Source organism: Glycomyces tritici, from assembly GCF_030403505.1.
On record NZ_JAUEMJ010000002.1, the window covers coordinates 691226 to 707664 of the forward strand.

The window sequence follows — 16439 nt, forward strand, 5'->3', positions numbered from 1 at the left end:
GTTCCAGGTGCGCATGATCACCGTGGGTTATGCCGCTACCTGGGCGTTTTTCCCGTGGCTGTTCCGTTATCGTTGGTCCGCCGAGCGATCATCAGATGAACGGCCATCGAACGATCCGCTCCCAGTTCCCGGCCTCAGTCCCAGAACTCCACCCACCGAGGAGACCTCTTGAGCAGCACCGACGCCACCCCCGAAACCGCGCCTTCAGAAGACATGCTGATCATCCACGGCGGCACCCCGCTCGAAGGCGAGGTCCACGTCCGCGGGGCGAAGAACCTCGTCTCGAAGGCCATGGTCGCCGCCCTTCTGGGCACGTCCCCTTCGGTACTGCGCTCGGTGCCCGCCATCCGCGACGTCGAGGTCGTGACGGGGCTGCTCCGCGTCCACGGCGTCGACGTCGAACTCGACGGCGACACGCTGTACATGGACCCGACCTCGGTCGAGTCCGCCGGCGTCGAGGAGATCAACGTCCACGCCGGGACCAGCCGCATCCCGATCCTGCTGTGCGGTCCCCTCCTGCACCGCCTCGGCCGCGCCTTCATCCCCGACCTCGGCGGATGCAACATCGGCGGCCGCCCCATCGACTTCCACCTCGACGCGCTCCGCAAGTTCGGTGCTGTCGTCGACAAGGACTCCGACGGCACGCACCTCTCGGCCCCCAACGGCCTCCACGGCATCCGCTACGAGCTCGAATACCCGTCGGTGGGCGCGACCGAGCAGGTGCTGCTGACGGCCGTGATGGCCAAGGGCACCACCGAGCTGCGCAACGCCGCCATCGAACCGGAGATCATCGACCTCATCTGCATCCTGCAGAAGATGGGCGCGATCATCAAGGTCCACACCAACCGCGTCATCGAGATCGTGGGCGTGGACGAGCTCAAGGGCTACTCGCACCGGGCCCTGCCCGACCGGATCGAGGCCGCGTCGTGGGCCTCGGCGGCGCTCGCCACCCAGGGCAGCGTGTACGTGCGCGGCGCCCAGCAGACCGACATGATGACGTTCCTCAACGTGTTCCGCTCCATCGGCGGCGCCTACGAGGTGAACGACGACCCGAACGAGGGCGGCATCCGCTTCTGGCACCCGGGCACCCCGCTCAAGCCGGTCGCGCTCGAGACCGACGTGCACCCCGGGCTCATGACCGACTGGCAGCAGCCGATCGTCGTGGCCCTCACCCAGGCCGACGGCCTGTCGATCATGCACGAGACCGTGTACGAGAACCGCTTCGGCTACACCTCCGAGCTGCGCCGCATGGGCGCCAACATCGAGCTGTACTCCGACTGCCTGGGCGGCACGCCGTGCCGCTGGGGCCGGCGCAACTTCCTGCACTCGGCCGTCATCGCCGGGCCCTCGAAGCTGCACGCCGCCGACCTCCAGATCCCCGACCTGCGCGCCGGGTTCAGCCACCTGATCGCCGCCATGGCCGCCGAGGGCACCTCGCGCGTCTACGGCGTCGACCGCTACATCACGCGCGGCTACGAGAACTTCGAGGCGAAGCTCCTCGGTCTCGGCGCGAAGATCGAGCGGCCGACCTCGTCGCTCGCCGACCGCCGCTGACCGCACCCGCGACGCGGGCGGGCCGCTGCTGAGCAGCGGCGGCACCGCCTGCGGAGCCGGAGAGCGGCGTCGCTCCCGGCAACTGAGCGGCAGCGGGCCGAAACCGCGTAGGTATGCTTGGGGTGCAGCATCCCGCAGCGAGTCGAGGAAGGCCTTAAGTCCGTGGCGAAGAAGTCCGTGCAGGCGGAGACACCTGCCCCCCAGGAAACCCAGCCGGCTTCCGCCACCGACAAGAAGGGGAAGGCCACACCCAAGCGGCCCAACCAGTCCAAGGCGCGCCCTCCGGTCAACCCCCCGCTGACCGCGAAGGAGAAGCGGGAGGCCATGAAGAAGGCCGGCCCGCTCACCAAAGAGCAGAAGAAGCAGGCCAAGGACGACATCCGCGCCGAGCGCGGCCGCATCGCCGAGGGCCAGTGGAAGGGCGACCCGCTCTTCGACAAGTACCACCTGCCGCGCGACCGCGGGCCCGAGCGGCTCCTCGTGCGCGACATCGTGGACTCCCGCTGGTCCGTCGGCCAGTACTACATGTTCGGCGCGTTCGGCATCCTGATCCTCTCGACCTCCGGCTCCGTGCAGCTCCAGAGCTACCTGTTCATCGCGCTCATCGCGCTGACGGCCGTCATCGTCATCGAATCCGTGCTGCTGGCGCGCCGCGTCAAGCGGATCGTGTTCGCGCGCTTCCCCAAGAGCGAGCAGCGCAAGGGCGGCCTGTACTGGTACGCGATCCAGCGGAGCATCATGCCCCGCTCGATGCGCAGCCCGCGCCCGCGCATGAGCTACAAAGCGAAGGAAGACGACCTCGGCAAGGTCGTCAAGTAGGAGGGGACGGCCCGCGCTCCGCAGATCGGCGACTCGCGAGCGTCGTCGGTGATCGAGAGCGAGCCTGCCCTTTTTGCACCGGTCCGGCCCGGGATCGTTCTGCTGTCGTCCCCGGGTCTCCCATGGCCTACCCTCGAATTGTCGTAGCCCTCTCTGACCCCGGAAAGTAGTCAACGTGGTGGATGTCGCGGCGGACTTGCGGGCGGGGCTGTTCCGCGCCCTGGGCCCACTCGATCGCGCCACCATGCGGCACGCGATCGCCGACACCGCTGCCCTCCAGCAGATCCGCGAAGAGGCCACCATGCGCCTCGCCCGCGCCGCGGCCGAGGCCGACCAGTCCCGGCTGCTCGGCGTGCGCGCCGTCATCCTGCGCGTGCTCGGCGACTTCGACGGCGCCGAAGTCGACGCGGCCGCGGCCGTGAAATACGCCGAGGCCGTCGGCGCCGACCTGCTCCTGGCCCCCGCACGGGCCCGGCTCGCGCAGGTGCTGCGCGTGCGCGGGCGCTACGAGGAGGCCGACCAGCTGTTCGCGCTCGCCGAGGCCGGCGAGCTCCCGCGGACCCTCACCGGCGCCGTGCGGGCCTACGCCGGGCTCTCGTGCATCGCCCAGGGCCGCATCACCGAATCGCTCATCCACGTGCAGCGCGCCTCCGAGCAGAACCCGCACGGGTTCGTCATGCAGATCGTGGAGACCGCCCTCTCGCTCATCGAGGAGCACGCCGCGAAGGCCGGCTTCGGGCCGCCGCCGCGCGGCTGGCCCGAACGCGCCGGGCACCCCGCGCCCGACCGGTTCCAGGACCCGCAGACCGGCCGCTTCGGGTACCTCGGCATCGACGGGCGCCCCGTCGTGCAGGCCGCGTTCAGCCAGGCCGGGGACTTCCGCGGCGGCGTGGCCGCCGTGTGCCAGGCCGACTGGGGCGCGATCGACCGCACCGGCACCGTCGTCGTCCCGATGCTCTACACCTCCATGGAGACCCCCACCGCCGACGGGCGCACCGTCACCGGGTTCGTGAACGGCGTCGCCGTCGCCTCCCAGCGCGGGCGCGTGCTCGTCGTGCACAAGACCGGGCGCGTGGTCGTGCCCCCGCGCTACCAGCGCGTCGAGGTCCACCCGTCCGGGTTCCTCGCCTCCGACGGGTACTCCTGGGGCGCGCTCGGCCTGGACGGCAACGAGATCGTGCCGCTGCGGGTCGACCGGGCCGAGGCCCTGCGCATGCTGGACGCGGCGGTCTCGATCGACGACGGGCCGCTCTGAGCGCACCGTCCGTTCACTTCGCCTGTGACGTTCGAGTCGTTGACGCTAGCCGCACGGCAGGTAATCTCTTGGCATGGAGTTTCGTCATCTCGGCCGCTCAGGCCTCGTCATTTCCGAGCTCGTCTACGGCAACTGGATCACCCACGGCGGCCAGGTGGAAGAGGACGCCGCCGTCGCGTGCGTGAACGCCGCCCTCGACGCCGGCATCACCACCTTCGACACCGCCGACGTCTACGCCCAGGGCGCCGCTGAGGAGGTCCTCGGCCGCGCGCTGAAGGACCAGCGCCGCGACGGCCTGGAGATCTTCACCAAGGTGTACTGGCCCATGGGCCCGGGCAAGAACGACCGGGGCCTCTCGGCCAAGCACATCAAGGAGTCCATCGACAACTCCCTGCGCCGCCTGCAGACCGACCGCGTCGAGCTGTACCAGGCCCACCGCTGGGACGTCGAGACCCCGCTCGAGGAGACCATGCAGGCGTTCGCCGACGTGGTGCACTCGGGCAAGGCCCACTACATCGGCGTCTCCGAGTGGACCGCCGACCAGATCCGCGCCGGCGCCGAACTCGCCAAGGAGCTGAAGATCCAGCTCGTGTCGAGCCAACCGCAGTACTCCGCCCTGTGGCGCGTCATCGAGGCCGAGGTCGTCCCGGCCTCCGAGGAGCTGGGCATCGGCCAGATCGTCTGGTCGCCGCTGGCCGGCGGCATCCTCTCCGGCAAGTACAAGCCGGGCCAGGCCGCCCCCGCGGGCTCGCGCGGCGCCGACCCCAAGTTCGGCCGCTTCGTCGAGTCCTGGATGAACGACGACGTGCTCGAGCGCGTCCAGCAGCTCGGCCCCATCGCCGAGTCGCAGGGCCTCACCATCGCGCAGCTGAGCCTGGCGTGGGTGCTGCAGAACACGAACGTCTCCGCCGCGATCATCGGCGCCACCCGCCCCGAGCAGGTCGCCGAGAACGTCAAGGCCGTCGGCGTGAAGCTCGATGACGAGGTCATGGAGCAGATCAACAAGCTCCTCGAGCCGGTCTCGGTGACCGACCCGAAGGAGACCACGGCTCCGAACCCCCGCGCGTAGGCGCTACACGACGCTCGACCGCGCCGCGACCCTTGCGAGCGCGGTCGGCAGGAGCTCCGGGTCGGCCGCATCGAACCATTCGATGCGGCCGTCTCTTTTGAACCAGGAGCGCTGGCGGCGCACGAAGCGGCGCGTGCCCTGGGCGGTGAGCCGGAACGCCTCGGCTTCGTCGTACTCCCCCGCGAAATGGGCGAGGACCTGCTGGTAGCCGAGGGCGCGAGACGCCGTGCGTCCCTCGCGCAGGCCCTGCGCTTCGAGGGCGCGGACCTCGTCGAGGAGCCCGTCGTCCCACATGCGCTGGACGCGCCGCTCGATGCGCTCGTCGAGGACCGGGGTGTCCAGGTCGACGCCGATGCGGATCGCTTCGAGATGGGCCTTGGGCACGGGCAGGCTCGCGGTGAACGAGCCGGTGAGCTCCACGACCTCGAGGGCGCGCACGACGCGGCGGCCGTTCGAGGGCAGGATCGCGGTTGCGGCGGCGGCGTCGAGGGCCTTCAGGCGCTCCCAGAGCGCCGCTGAGCCCTCGCGTTCGAGGTCGGCCTCCAGTCGGGCGCGGATCACGGGGTCGGTGCCGGGGAACTCCATCTCGTCGAGCGCGGCCTGCACGTACAGGCCGGAGCCGCCGACCAGGACCGGGCGCCTGCCGCGGGCCCGGATGTCCGCGACGGCCTCGCGGGCGAGACGCTGGTAACTGGCCACATCGGCGGGTTCGGTCACATCGAGGACGTCGAAGACATGATGCGGCACACCCCGCTTCTCGGCCTCGGTGATCTTCGCGGTGCCGATGTCCATGCCCCGGTAGAGCTGCATCGAGTCGGCGTTCACCACCTCGCCGTCGAGCGCTTCGGCGAGCGCGACCGACAGCGCGGTCTTGCCCGCTGCGGTGGGGCCTACGACGGCGATCACCGGCGGCTGTAGGGTGGGGATGCTGCCAGCGTGCGATGCAGAGCCCAACTGAACGACCCCTTCGGTTCGTGTCGGCACCACCCGGCTGGCGGCTACCCGTCAACCACCGTAAGGTACGGGAAGTACGTCCCTAAGTTCGTGTGAAGGATTTGAGATTACCGCGATGAGTGACCTCGGAGACTGGACCAGCTTCGGCCGCGTTGACGCCGACGGCACGGTCTATGTGAAAACCTCCTCCGGCGAGCGCGCGGTCGGCTCGTGGCAGGCCGGCTCCACCGAGGAGGGCCTCGCGCACTTCGCGCGCAAGTACGCCGACCTGGTGGTCGAAGTCGATCTCATCGCCGCCCGGCTGAACTCGGAGTCCGCCGACGTCGAGCAGGCCGCCTCGCAGCTGCGCAAGCTGCGGGAGGGCCTGGACTCCGCGGCCGTGGTCGGGGACGTCGACGCCCTCGCCACCCGCCTCGACGGCCTCTCCAAGCACGCCGAGGACAAGCTCGGCGAGTTCAAGGCCGCGAAGGACGCCGAGCGCGCCGAAGCGGTCGCCGCCAAGGAGGCCCTCGTGGCCGAGGCGGAGGAGCTCGCGGCGAAGGACAGCCACTGGAAGGCCTCGGGCGCCCGCTTCTCGGAGATCATCGAGGAGTGGAAGGCGATCCACGGGGTCGACCGGAAGACCGACCAGAAGCTGTGGCGCCGGTTCTCTTCGGCCCGCGACACGTTCACGCGCCACCGCGGCGCGTACTTCTCGCAGCTGGACGCCGAGCGCAAGGTGATCGGTACGAAGAAGGAAGAGCTGATCGCCCGCGCCGAGGCGCTGTCGACCTCGACCGACTGGGGACCGACGGCCGACGCGCTCAAGGGCCTCATGGCCGAGTGGAAGGACGCCGGGCGACTGGCTCCCGACGCCGAGCAGAAGGCCTGGAAGCGGTTCCGGGCCGCGCAGGACGTGTTCTTCAACGCCCGCTCCGAGGTGTTCTCGGCCCGCGACGCGGAGCTCGACGCCAACCAGGCCGCGAAGGAAGAACTCCTGAAGCAGGCCGAGGCGCTCGACATCGAGAAGGACCCCAAGGCCGCGCAGAACGCGTTCCGCGAGCTGCAGGCCGGCTGGCACGACATCGGCGCGGTCCCGCGCAAGAACCAGGCCAAGCTGCAGCGGCGCCTGCGCAACGTCGAGGACAAGCTCCGCGACGCGCTGGACACCGCCTGGCGCAAGGTCCCGGTCGAGAAGAACCCGCTGCTGCTCCAGATGCGCCAGCAGGTCGCCGAGGCCGAGGAGAAGCTGGAGCGGGCGAAGGCCGACGGGAACGCGAGCCGCATCAAGAAGGCGGAGCAGGACCTGGCGAGCAAGAAGCAGTTCTTGGAGCTCGCCGAGGGCACTCAGTAGCGAGACTCAGGCGAAACCCGCCGTTGGGCCGGGGTTCGCGGGAACGCATGAGCGCGTTCGCGGACCGATCGGGATAATGGGACAGGGCTACGACGGCGTGGACCGATCAGGTTCACGCCGTTCGCTTTGCCCGAGGCCGCTTCCCGCCGCGCACCCCAAGGAAGGCAGACGCTCATGGTTTCCGAGAGCAACCCGCTGGAGACGCTCCCCCCGCAGTTCGTCCCGACCGAGCACGTGTTCAACCTCCGCGACGTGGGCGGCTGGACCGGCCTCGGCGGCAAGAAGGTGAAGACCGGGCAGGTCTTCCGCTCCGACAACTTCGGGCAGGCGACCGAGGCCGACATCGAGCACATCGTGCACCGCCTCGGCGTGAAGCACGTGATCGACCTGCGCAGGGCCGAGGAGTGGGAGGAGTCCGGGCGGTTCCCGGACATCGAAGGCGTCGAGTTCCACCACTTCGAGATGCTCCACATCAAGTGGGAGCAGATCGGGCTGCGCGCGAACGGGCTCTCCGACGAGGCCGAGGTGATCGAGTTCCTGCGCCACCGCTACACCGGCATGATGGAGTCCGGGTACCTGTCCGTGCGCGACTCGCTCGAGGTGATCGCCGGCGGCGAACCCGTGGTCTTCCACTGCATGGCCGGGAAGGACCGCACCGGGATCGTCGCGGCCGTGCTGCTCTCGATCCTCGGCGTCAGCGACGAGGACATCGCCGCGGACTACGCCCTCACGCGCCACGGCTCGGCGCGCTGGCGGGCGTGGCGCGACCAGCACCTGGGCAAGCCCGAGGTCGAAGGCGGCCTGGACGTCCCGATCGAGGCCATGCTCCAGACGATCGACGAGATCAACGCCCGGTTCGGCTCCATGGAGGAGTACGCCGTGGCCACGGGCTTCACCCGCGCCGACGCCCTGCGCGACCTGCTGCTCGAGTAGGCCGACCGCTCGCCGCGCCCACCGGGCCGCCTGTCGATTATCGGTCACTTACCGGTCGGCAGGTGAAAAATCGTTTGCCCTGTGTCGTACCCTGCTCGTACGGTGGTCCGGTGGGCTCAGAGCGGTTGAAAACTCCAGAACTGTCCGAAACAGACGATCTCGAGCCGCAGCGTCCGGCACCGGAGCGGAAGTCCGCCCTGTCGAACCTGTGGCGCCTCAAGAAGTTCCTGTACCCCTACCGGTACCGGCTGGCGCTGCTGTGGACGATGGTCCTCCTGAACATCGCCTCCGGCCTGGCCATCCCCCCGCTGGTGGGCAGGGCCATCGACGGCCCGATCGCGCAGCGCGACATGCACGGCCTGTGGGTCGTCGTCGGCGTCATCGCCGTCCTCGGCGCGGCCGACGCGATCCTCCAGCTCGCCCGGCGCTACATGCAGACCACGACCGCGATGGCGATCGAGGCCGACATGCGGGCCGGGCTCTACGAGCACCTCCAGCGGCTCCACACCGGCTTCCACGACCGCTGGCAGACCGGGCAGCTCCTCGCCCGCGTCACCTCCGACCTCGGCATGATCCGGCGGTTCTTCGCCGGCGGCCTGGTCTTCGCGATCACCTCGATCGGCATGATCGTGATCATCCTGGGCCAACTGCTGTTCATCGAGTGGCGCCTGGCCCTCATCGTCGCGGCCTCGGCCGTGCCGCTGTTCCTCATCGGCCGCAAGTTCTTCCGGGGCTACCTGCCCGCGGCCCGGTCCGAGCAGGACCAGTCCGGCGAGGTCTCCAGCGCCGCGGAGGAGGCGGCGCTCGGCATCCGGGCGATCAAGGCGCTCGGGCGCGGCCCACTCATGGCCGCGCGCTTCGAGAAGGAGGCCGCCGAACTGCGCGACCGGGGCATCCGAAAGAGCCTCATCGCGTCCCGCTCATGGTCGGGATACGACGCGATCGCCACCGCCGCCGTCGGCGCGGTCCTGGTCTTCGGGTCCGTCATGGTCGCCGAAGGACGCATGACCGTGGGCGACCTGACCGCGTTCGTCATGCTGCAGCTCGCGCTGCTGTGGCCCATCGAGGCCTCCGGCTGGGTCATGGCCCACGGCAACGAGGCCATGACCGCCGCCGACCGCGTCTACGAAGTGCTCGACACCGAACCGGCCATCAAGGACCGGCCCGGCGCGAAGGCGATCGACCGCGGCGACGTGCGCGGCGAACTCGTCTTCGAAGACGTCCGCTTCGGCTTCGAGGACGACACGCGCGACATCCTGCGCGGCGTCGACCTGCGGATCAAGCCCGGCGAGACCGTCGCGATCGCCGGCAAGACCGGCTCGGGGAAGTCGACCCTCGTGTCGCTGCCCTCCCGGCTCAACGACCCGACCGGCGGCCGCATCCTGCTGGACGGCACCGACATCCGCGACCTGCGGCTGGCGAACCTCCGCTCGGTCGTCACCACCGCGTTCGAGGAGGCCACGCTGTTCTCCATGAGCGTCCGCGAGAACCTGGCCCTCGGGCGCCCCGACGCCGACGAGGCCGACCTCCAGGAGGCCCTCCGGGTCGCGCAGGCCGAGTTCGTGCACGACCTGCCGTACGGGCTCGACACCCGCATCGGCGAGCAGGGCCTCTCGCTCTCCGGCGGCCAGCGCCAGCGCCTCGCGCTCGCCCGCGCCGTGGTCGTGAAGCCGGCGGTGCTGGTGCTCGACGACCCGCTGTCGGCGCTCGACGTGCACACCGAGGAGCTCGTGGAGAAGGCGCTGGCGCAGGTGCTGCGGGAGACGACCGCGCTCGTCGTGGTGCACCGGCCCTCGACGGTCGCGCTCGCCGACCGGGTGGCGCTGCTGCACGAGGGCCGGATCGCGGCCTTCGGGAAGCACTCCGAACTGATGGCCCAGAGCCCTGAGTACGTGAACGTGCTCTCGGCGGAATCCGAGGAGATGGCGGCGTGACGATGACCGACAAGCCCGCTGAGCAGCCTGCGGACAAGCACGTGTCGTGGCGGGGCCAGGCCGAGTCGGCCGAGGCCGACCGCACGAGCGCCGAAGTGGACGACGCGGAGTCGATCAAGGAGCTGCGGAGCCAGTCGCGCCGGCTCCTGGGCTCGATGATCCGGCCGCATCGAAGGCAGATCCTTTTCCTCTGCGCGATCCTCTTGGTGCAGAACTTCACGAGCATGGCCACGCCGCTGCTGGTCATGTTCGGGATCGACAACGCGATCCCGGCGATCAGCGAGCGCGGCGACTACTCGGTGCTGATCGGCATCGCGGTCGCGTTCGCGGTCGTCTCGGTCCTCAAGTACGTGTGCGTGCGGCTGTACATCGCGCAGTCGGCGAAGGTCGGCAACGCGATGCTGTTCGCGCTGCGCAACAGGGTGTTCCGCAAGTTCCAGGACCTGTCGGTGTCCTTCCACGAGCGGTTCACGTCCGGCCGCGTGACGGCCCGGCAGAGCTCCGACATGGAGTCGATCCGGGAGATGACCGAGAACGGCGTGGACGACCTGGTGCTCGCCGGGCTCAACGTCGTCACGATCACCGTGGTCATGCTGGTGATCGACCCGCGGCTGGCGGCGGTCACGCTGCTCACGTTCCCGCTGATGATCCTGCTGGGCCGCTGGTTCAACCGGGTGTCGACGCTGGCGTACCGGCGGGCGCGCGAGACCGTGGCGCTCCTCATCGTCTACTTCGTGGAGTCGATGGGCGGGGTGCGCGCGGTGCAGGCGTACCGGCGCGAGGAGCGCGACCGGGAGCTGTTCGCGGGGCTCAACACCGACAACCAGTTCGCGCAGGCGAAGGGGCACCAGCAGAACGCGGTCATGTCCGGCGGGATGCGCGGCATCGGGCACCTGGCCACCGTGGTGGTGCTGGTGTTCGGCGGCTGGCAGGTCATGCAGGGCAACACCGAGGTCGGTGTGCTGGCGGCGTTCCTGCTGTACATGAAGCGGTTCTTCGACCCGCTGAACGAGCTGGTGCAGTTCTACAACGTGCTGCAGTCGGCGACCTCGGCGCTCGAGAAGATCTCCGGGGTGCTGGACGAGGAGGTGGAGGTGGACGAGCCGGAGGAGCCGCGCTCCATCGAGCGGCCCCGCGGCGAGCTGCGCTTCGCGAACGTGCGGTTCCAGTACCGGGAGGACCAGGTGGTGCTGCCGGGCCTGGACCTGCGCATCCCGGGCGGCCAGACCACGGCGCTCGTGGGGGCCACGGGCGCGGGCAAGACGACGATCGCGAAGCTCGTGAGCCGCTTCTACGATCCGAAGGGCGGCACGGTCTCGCTCGACGGCGTGGACCTGCGCGACTTGTCCGAGCGGGACCTTCGCGAGCACATCGTGATGATCACGCAGGAGAACTTCCTGTTCAACGGCACGATCGCGGAGAACATCGAGCTGGGCAAGCCAGGGTCGAGCCGGGAGCGGATCGTCGAGGCGGCCAAGGTCGTGGGCGCACACGAGTTCATCGAGGCGCTGCCGGAGGGGTACGACACGCATGTGCGCAAGCGCGGCGGGCGGCTCTCGGCGGGTCAGCGGCAGCTCGTGGTGTTCGCGCGGGCGTTCCTTGCCGACCCGCGGGTGCTGATCCTGGACGAGGCGACCTCCTCGCTCGACATCCCGTCGGAGCGGCTGGTGCAGCGCGCGCTGCGCACGATCCTGGCGGACCGCACGGCGATCATCATCGCCCACCGCTTGTCCACAGTGGAGATCGCGGACCGCGTGCTCGTGCTCGAGCACGGCCGCATCATCGAGGACGGGCACCCGAACGAGCTCATCGACCACGGCGGCGAGTACGCCACCCTGCACCGCCAGTGGGAGGACAGCCTCGTGTGAGCTCCCGGGCGGGCGGTTCCGCCCGCCCGGGATATTCCCCGCGCCGGCAAGAGGGTCGATGATCACGAACGGCGGCGGACCGGAATGGGCGCGGCGTGACGAGGGGTTGGACCTGCAGTAGCAGTGGAACCCCCGCGAGCCTCGGAATGCCTTGGCCCGCAAGTAGAAAGCCAGGTACGCCATGTTCGCTCTCACGTTCTCCGAATACGGATCCTCCGATGTGCTCGCGGTGACCGAGGTGCCGGAGCCGCACGCCGGCCCGGGCCAGATCCGCATCAAGGTCCGCACGGCGGCCGTCAACCCGATCGACTGGAAGATCCGCGCCGGGTACCTCCAGGAGCTCTTCCCGGTCGAGTTCCCCGGCATTCCGGGTTGGGACTCGGCCGGCGTGGTCGACGAGGTCGGCGAAGGGGTCACGGGCGTCGAGGTCGGCGACGAGGTCATCGGGTACGGGCCCACGTCGCAGGCCGAGTACACCGTGGTGGACCACTTCACCCCCAAGCCCGCGGCCATGAGCTGGGAGCTGGCGGCGGCCCTGCCGACCGCCGCGGAGACCGCCGTGCGCTCCCTCGACCTGCTCGGACTCGCCGAGGGGCAGACCGTGGTGATCGACGGCGCGGCCGGTTCCGTGGGCAGCGCTGCGGCGCAGTTCGCGGTCGCCAGGGGCCTCGACGTCATCGGCACCGCGAGCGAGGGGAACCACGAGTACCTGCGTTCACTCGGCGTGCGGCCCACGGTGTACGGCGAGGGCCTGGCCGAGCGGGTCGCCGCCCTGGCTCCCGAAGGGGTCCACGGCGCGATCGACGCGGTCGGTGCCGGTTCGCTCCCCGAGCTGGCCGCGATCACCGGCGACCCGAAGCAGGTCGTCACGATCGCCGACTTCTCCGGCTCGGTGCCCGATGCCCAGGTGACCGTGGCGGCCAGCGCGTTCCACGCGCTCGGCGAGGCCACGGCGCTCTTCGAGGCCGGCAAGTTCTCCCTGCGCATCGACTCGGTCCGCGAACTCGCGGACGCCGCGAAGGCGCAGGACGAGAGCCAGACCGGCCACGCGGCGGGCAAGCTCATCCTGAACGTCGCCACCGACTAGCGCCAATGTCAAGGGCGGGCGGCGCATTGCGCCGCCCGCCCTTGCGCTACCCGAAGTTATCCACAGGCAGAAACTTTCTGTTGCAGGCCGACTACAGCATGTGTCAGCCTTGATACAAAAACGCTACTTGGCCTTGCGGGATGGTGGCGACATAGGGGATTCGCGAACGCCACCATACCGAGACCGCGCGCGGGAACCCACCCGCGCGCGGTCCCCGCACAGGCCACACCTCCTCCACGGAGGCCCCATGGGCGGCCGGGCGAACCAGCTCGGCCGCCCATCACTGCATCGCATTCATTTCACGGCGGTGACGAGGTAGTAGTCGATCCAGCCGTTCTCGTAGCAGCGCAGCCAGTTGCGGCCCCAGGAGTCGCGGTACTCGGTCTGGGCCACCCACCGGTCGAACTGGCGCCACACCTGCTCGCCGATCGGGGTCGCGGTGACGCCGTCGAACCCGGCGGCGGTGAGAGCGGCGGTGAACTCCCCCACCGGCGTGATCACATCGACGCCGGAGGCGACGGTCTCGATCAGGTCGGCAACGGGCGCGGTGTCCGCGCCGTCGGGCGCGAAGAACGTGGCGGTGGCGAAGCGCCCGCCGGGTGCGAGGACCCGGTGCGCTTCGCGGGCAACCAAGGCGAGGTCGTCGACGTGCTGGAGCATCTCGACGGCGTACACGCCGTCGAAGCTCTCACCGTTCCAAGGGATCTCGGTGACCGAGCCGCGGTGGTACGAGAGCCGCCCGCGCAGGGCCTCGAGCGTGTCGGCGTTGGCCTTCCCGGCCCGGGCGAGTTGCGCGGACGACCGGTCGAGACCGGTGACGCTCACGTCGAACTCGCGGGCGACGAGCGCCGCGCCGACGCCGATGCCCGACCCGAGTTCCAGGAGGCGCGCCCCCGCTCGGGGTTCGAGCCGGGAGACGACCTGCCGGTACAGCTCGGCCTGACTGGCGGTCCGCTCCTCCACGGTGATCTCGCGGTCCGGTTCGAGCTCGCCCCAGTAGCCGTAGTTGATGAACGATCCCGAGAAGATCGTGAGGGAGCCGAGATCGAGCTCCCCGTACATGAAGTCGCGCTGCGCCTGTACTTCGGTGTCCCGTTCCATACCAACCGATTCTGGCATGAACTGCGTGCGGGCGGTTCAGGCGCGGTCCTCGATCAGCGCGGCCAGGGCCGCGGCGGTGCGGGCGACCGTGCGGTCGGCGTCGGCGGCCAGGCCTCGCAGCAGCGCGACGGCGATCGCGTCGGGCATCTCGGCGAGGGCCTGGACCAGCCGCATCCGCACCGAGTGGTCCGCGGCGGGCGCGGCGAGTTCGGCGGCCAGCGCCTGCTGGATCGGGGCCGCGAGTTCGGGGTCGTTCGCCAACGCCCCCAGCACTTCGGCCGCTTCCACATCGTTGGCGCCGGCGACGATCATGTCGATGAGGACCGGCACGGCTTCGGGCCTGCGGCGCGCGCCCAGGGCCAGGGCGGCGCGGCCGCGGACGCGCCGGTCGGTGTCGGCGAGCGCGTCGGTGAGGATGTCGCCCGCGTCGTCGCCGGGGATCTCGGCGAGCATCTGCACCGCGCGGCGGCGGACCTCGACGTCGCCGCTCGCGAGCCCGGGGGCCAGGCTCGCCGCGTCCGCGCCGGCTCGCGCGAGCGCCCAGCGCAGGGCTCCGGCGACGTGCGGGTCGGCTTCGGTGAGGACCGCTTCGGCCAGGACCGGGGCGGGCATGTCCGCCTCGGGGGCGAGGACGGCCTGCTGTCGCCTTGCGGCGCTGGGCGAACCGAGGCCGCGCAGGAGTTCCACGATGCGCAGGACCGCTTCCCAGCCGGCGGGCTCGGACGCATCGACCGCGCGGAGGCGCTTGAGGAGTTCCTGCTCGCGGGCCAGGCGGCGCTCGGACTCCCGGATGAGGTCGCCGATGAGGTCGGCCGGGGCGAATCCCGGGTCGTCGAGGACCTGGCCGATCTGGCGCAGCGACAGGCCCAGGGTCCGCAGGCTCTCCACGTGGAAGATCCGCTGGATGTCCACGTCGGCGTACTCGCGGTAGCCGCCCACGGTGCGACCGGTGGGCCGCACGAGCCCGAGGGACTCGTAGTGCCTGAGCATCCGGGCGCTGACGCCCGAGCGGCGTGCGACCTCACCGATCAGCATGTCGTTCAGCTCCTTTCGGTGCCCAGGGCGTAGATCCGCTTCGCCTCTTTGACGGCGGGTTCGAACGCGGCGTCGGGGTCTTCGAGGAGTCGCTGTGTGGCGGCGGCGTGGGCGGCCACGACCGGGTCGCCGCTCGCGAGCGTCCGCTGGAGGATCGGTTCGATGATCGCGCCGAGCGCGACGAGGGCCCGGCTGAGGCTGAGCTGGACTTCGCGCCCGCCGCGGCCCAGCTGGGTCGCGAGGGTCTCGGCGAGGTCCCGTTCGCGCCCTTCGGGGACGACGGCTTCGGCGGCGCGCCAGGCGGCGCGGGCGACCTCGTCGTCGGGGTCGCGCAGCAGCGCCGGCGTCATCGCGGGCCAGGCGCGGGGGTCCCCGATCTTCGACAGGGTGTGCAGGGCCTGGCTGCGGGCCTGCGAGCCGTCCGATTCGAGTTCGGCGAGCAGGCGCGGGACCGTGAGGTCCGGCGGGAGCCGGGTCAGGGCCCAGGTGAGCATGTCGCGCACGTAGAAGTCGGGCTCGGTTCCGCAGCGGGCCACGAGGGCGTCGAGCAGGGCCGCGTCGGGGTCGGTGCCGATGGTGAGGGCGGCCTTGAGCCGCGTGGACGGGGCCTCGGCGGCGAGGGCCGCGATGAGCTGCGTGTTGCGTTCCGTGTGGATGGGAACCACCTCCTGCATCCCAGTGTTCGCCTTGACACCGTGTCAATGTCAAGGATCGGGTGACGCAGGCGTCAGACGAGCGTGAAGCCCCGGAGTTCGGCGACGGCGGCCTGCTCCTTGTCGCGGGAGGCGAACGCGTACGGCTCGCCGGCGGCGAGGTCCGGGAGCAGGAGTGTGGCGGTGGCGATGTGCCAGGCGTCCATGGCGCGGATGCCGTGGGTCGCGACGATCTCGAAGGCCTCGCCTTCGACCTGGTCCTGCGGGGCGGAGATGACCGTGATCGGGCCGTCCGGGCCGGTGTCGGCGCGCCAGATGTCGAGCAGCTGGTCCTTGTCGCGGCGTTTGGCGCGGGCGGTGCGCACGAGCGCCCCGGCGACCTCGATGCGGGTCCACGAGCCGGTGACCACCAGGATCTCGGGGTCGCGCAGGAGTTTCAGGGCTTCGGCGTGGCCGCGTTCGTCGGGCAGGTACGAGCGCGCCAGCACCGACGAGTCGGCGTAGACGATCACAGGAGGCGGTCCCGGTCTTCCTCGAACATCTGGTCGAGGATGGGGCCGACGCCGCGCATCGATTCGAGCACGCGGGCGCGCAGGGCTTCGACGTCGCGGGTCGCCGTGGGTTCCTTGGCGACCTTCAGCGGCGGGGCGAGCATGCCGAGGGCCGCGGCCTTGGCGCGGACCTTCTCGGTCGCGGTGCGGCCGTCCTTCTCGCCGATGACGGAGAGGATCTCGTTCGCGATCGCGTTGACCGAGCGGTGCTCACGCTTCGCGCGCTCGGTGAGGCGGGCGTGGAGGTCGTCGTCAACGCGGAGCAGGAGCTGTTTCATCCCTCGATGATAGCA

General features: G+C 70.4%; 15 protein-coding genes. 9 read left to right on the forward strand and 6 right to left on the reverse strand.

Translation table 11 applies throughout. The features are described 5' to 3' along the window. Positions 1-213 precede the first annotated feature (213 nt). From murA to QWI33_RS08460, 4 genes are all read left to right on the forward strand, one after another. Positions 214-1554 carry a UDP-N-acetylglucosamine 1-carboxyvinyltransferase gene (gene murA / locus QWI33_RS08445; protein WP_353895433.1) on the forward strand — a complete coding sequence of 447 codons (1341 nt, stop codon included), beginning with the start codon at positions 214-216 and terminating at the stop codon, positions 1552-1554. Positions 1555-1716: 162 nt separating this feature from the next. Further along, positions 1717-2373, forward strand: a complete 657-nt coding sequence (locus QWI33_RS08450) for a DUF3043 domain-containing protein (RefSeq protein WP_289956749.1) — start codon at positions 1717-1719, stop codon at positions 2371-2373. A gap of 175 nt (positions 2374-2548) precedes the next feature. After that, positions 2549-3628: a WG repeat-containing protein gene (locus QWI33_RS08455; RefSeq protein ID WP_289956750.1), complete on the forward strand. Its 1080-nt coding sequence runs from the start codon at positions 2549-2551 to the stop codon at positions 3626-3628. 73 nt (positions 3629-3701) lie between these two features. Next, positions 3702-4697 (forward strand): aldo/keto reductase family protein, encoded by a 996-nt coding sequence (locus tag QWI33_RS08460; protein WP_289956751.1) that lies wholly within the window; start codon positions 3702-3704, stop codon positions 4695-4697. A gap of 3 nt (positions 4698-4700) precedes the next feature. Here QWI33_RS08460 and miaA read toward each other — a convergent pair whose 3' ends face one another. Further along, the gene (gene miaA, locus QWI33_RS08465; RefSeq protein ID WP_435367562.1) at positions 4701-5651 is read right to left on the reverse strand and encodes a tRNA (adenosine(37)-N6)-dimethylallyltransferase MiaA; all 951 of its coding nucleotides are present in this window, start codon (positions 5649-5651) and stop codon (positions 4701-4703) included. A 115-nt stretch (positions 5652-5766) separates the two neighbouring features. Here miaA and QWI33_RS08470 point away from each other — a divergent pair, with 115 nt between their 5' ends. From QWI33_RS08470 to QWI33_RS08490, 5 genes are all read left to right on the forward strand, one after another. After that, positions 5767-6984, forward strand: a complete 1218-nt coding sequence (locus QWI33_RS08470; protein WP_289956754.1) for a DUF349 domain-containing protein — start codon at positions 5767-5769, stop codon at positions 6982-6984. 174 nt (positions 6985-7158) lie between these two features. Next, a complete protein-coding gene (locus QWI33_RS08475) occupies positions 7159-7917 on the forward strand; it encodes a tyrosine-protein phosphatase (protein WP_289956755.1) in 759 nt (252 codons plus the stop codon). Positions 7918-8027: 110 nt separating this feature from the next. Beyond that, the gene (locus QWI33_RS08480) at positions 8028-9851 is read left to right on the forward strand and encodes an ABC transporter ATP-binding protein (RefSeq protein ID WP_289956758.1); all 1824 of its coding nucleotides are present in this window, start codon (positions 8028-8030) and stop codon (positions 9849-9851) included. Between the two features lie 2 nt (positions 9852-9853). Next, positions 9854-11719, forward strand: a complete 1866-nt coding sequence (locus QWI33_RS08485; protein WP_289957203.1) for an ABC transporter ATP-binding protein — start codon at positions 9854-9856, stop codon at positions 11717-11719. A gap of 181 nt (positions 11720-11900) precedes the next feature. Further along, entirely contained in the window at positions 11901-12806 is a 906-nt protein-coding gene (locus QWI33_RS08490) for an NADP-dependent oxidoreductase (protein WP_289956760.1), read from the forward strand. A gap of 294 nt (positions 12807-13100) precedes the next feature. Here QWI33_RS08490 and QWI33_RS08495 read toward each other — a convergent pair whose 3' ends face one another. The 5 genes from QWI33_RS08495 to QWI33_RS08515 are packed head-to-tail and all read right to left on the reverse strand — an operon-like array spanning position 13101 to position 16424. Then, positions 13101-13907 (reverse strand): class I SAM-dependent methyltransferase, encoded by an 807-nt coding sequence (locus tag QWI33_RS08495; protein ID WP_289956761.1) that lies wholly within the window; start codon positions 13905-13907, stop codon positions 13101-13103. Positions 13908-13943: 36 nt separating this feature from the next. Beyond that, positions 13944-14942, reverse strand: a complete 999-nt coding sequence (locus tag QWI33_RS08500) for a HEAT repeat domain-containing protein (protein ID WP_289956763.1) — start codon at positions 14940-14942, stop codon at positions 13944-13946. A 5-nt stretch (positions 14943-14947) separates the two neighbouring features. Further along, the gene (locus tag QWI33_RS08505; protein WP_353895409.1) at positions 14948-15616 is read right to left on the reverse strand and encodes a HEAT repeat domain-containing protein; all 669 of its coding nucleotides are present in this window, start codon (positions 15614-15616) and stop codon (positions 14948-14950) included. A gap of 53 nt (positions 15617-15669) precedes the next feature. After that, positions 15670-16107 (reverse strand): type II toxin-antitoxin system VapC family toxin, encoded by a 438-nt coding sequence (locus QWI33_RS08510; RefSeq protein WP_289956767.1) that lies wholly within the window; start codon positions 16105-16107, stop codon positions 15670-15672. After that, positions 16104-16424 carry a FitA-like ribbon-helix-helix domain-containing protein gene (locus QWI33_RS08515; protein ID WP_289956769.1) on the reverse strand — a complete coding sequence of 107 codons (321 nt, stop codon included), beginning with the start codon at positions 16422-16424 and terminating at the stop codon, positions 16104-16106. Before QWI33_RS08515 ends, QWI33_RS08510 begins: the two co-directional genes overlap by 4 nt. Positions 16425-16439 lie beyond the last annotated feature (15 nt).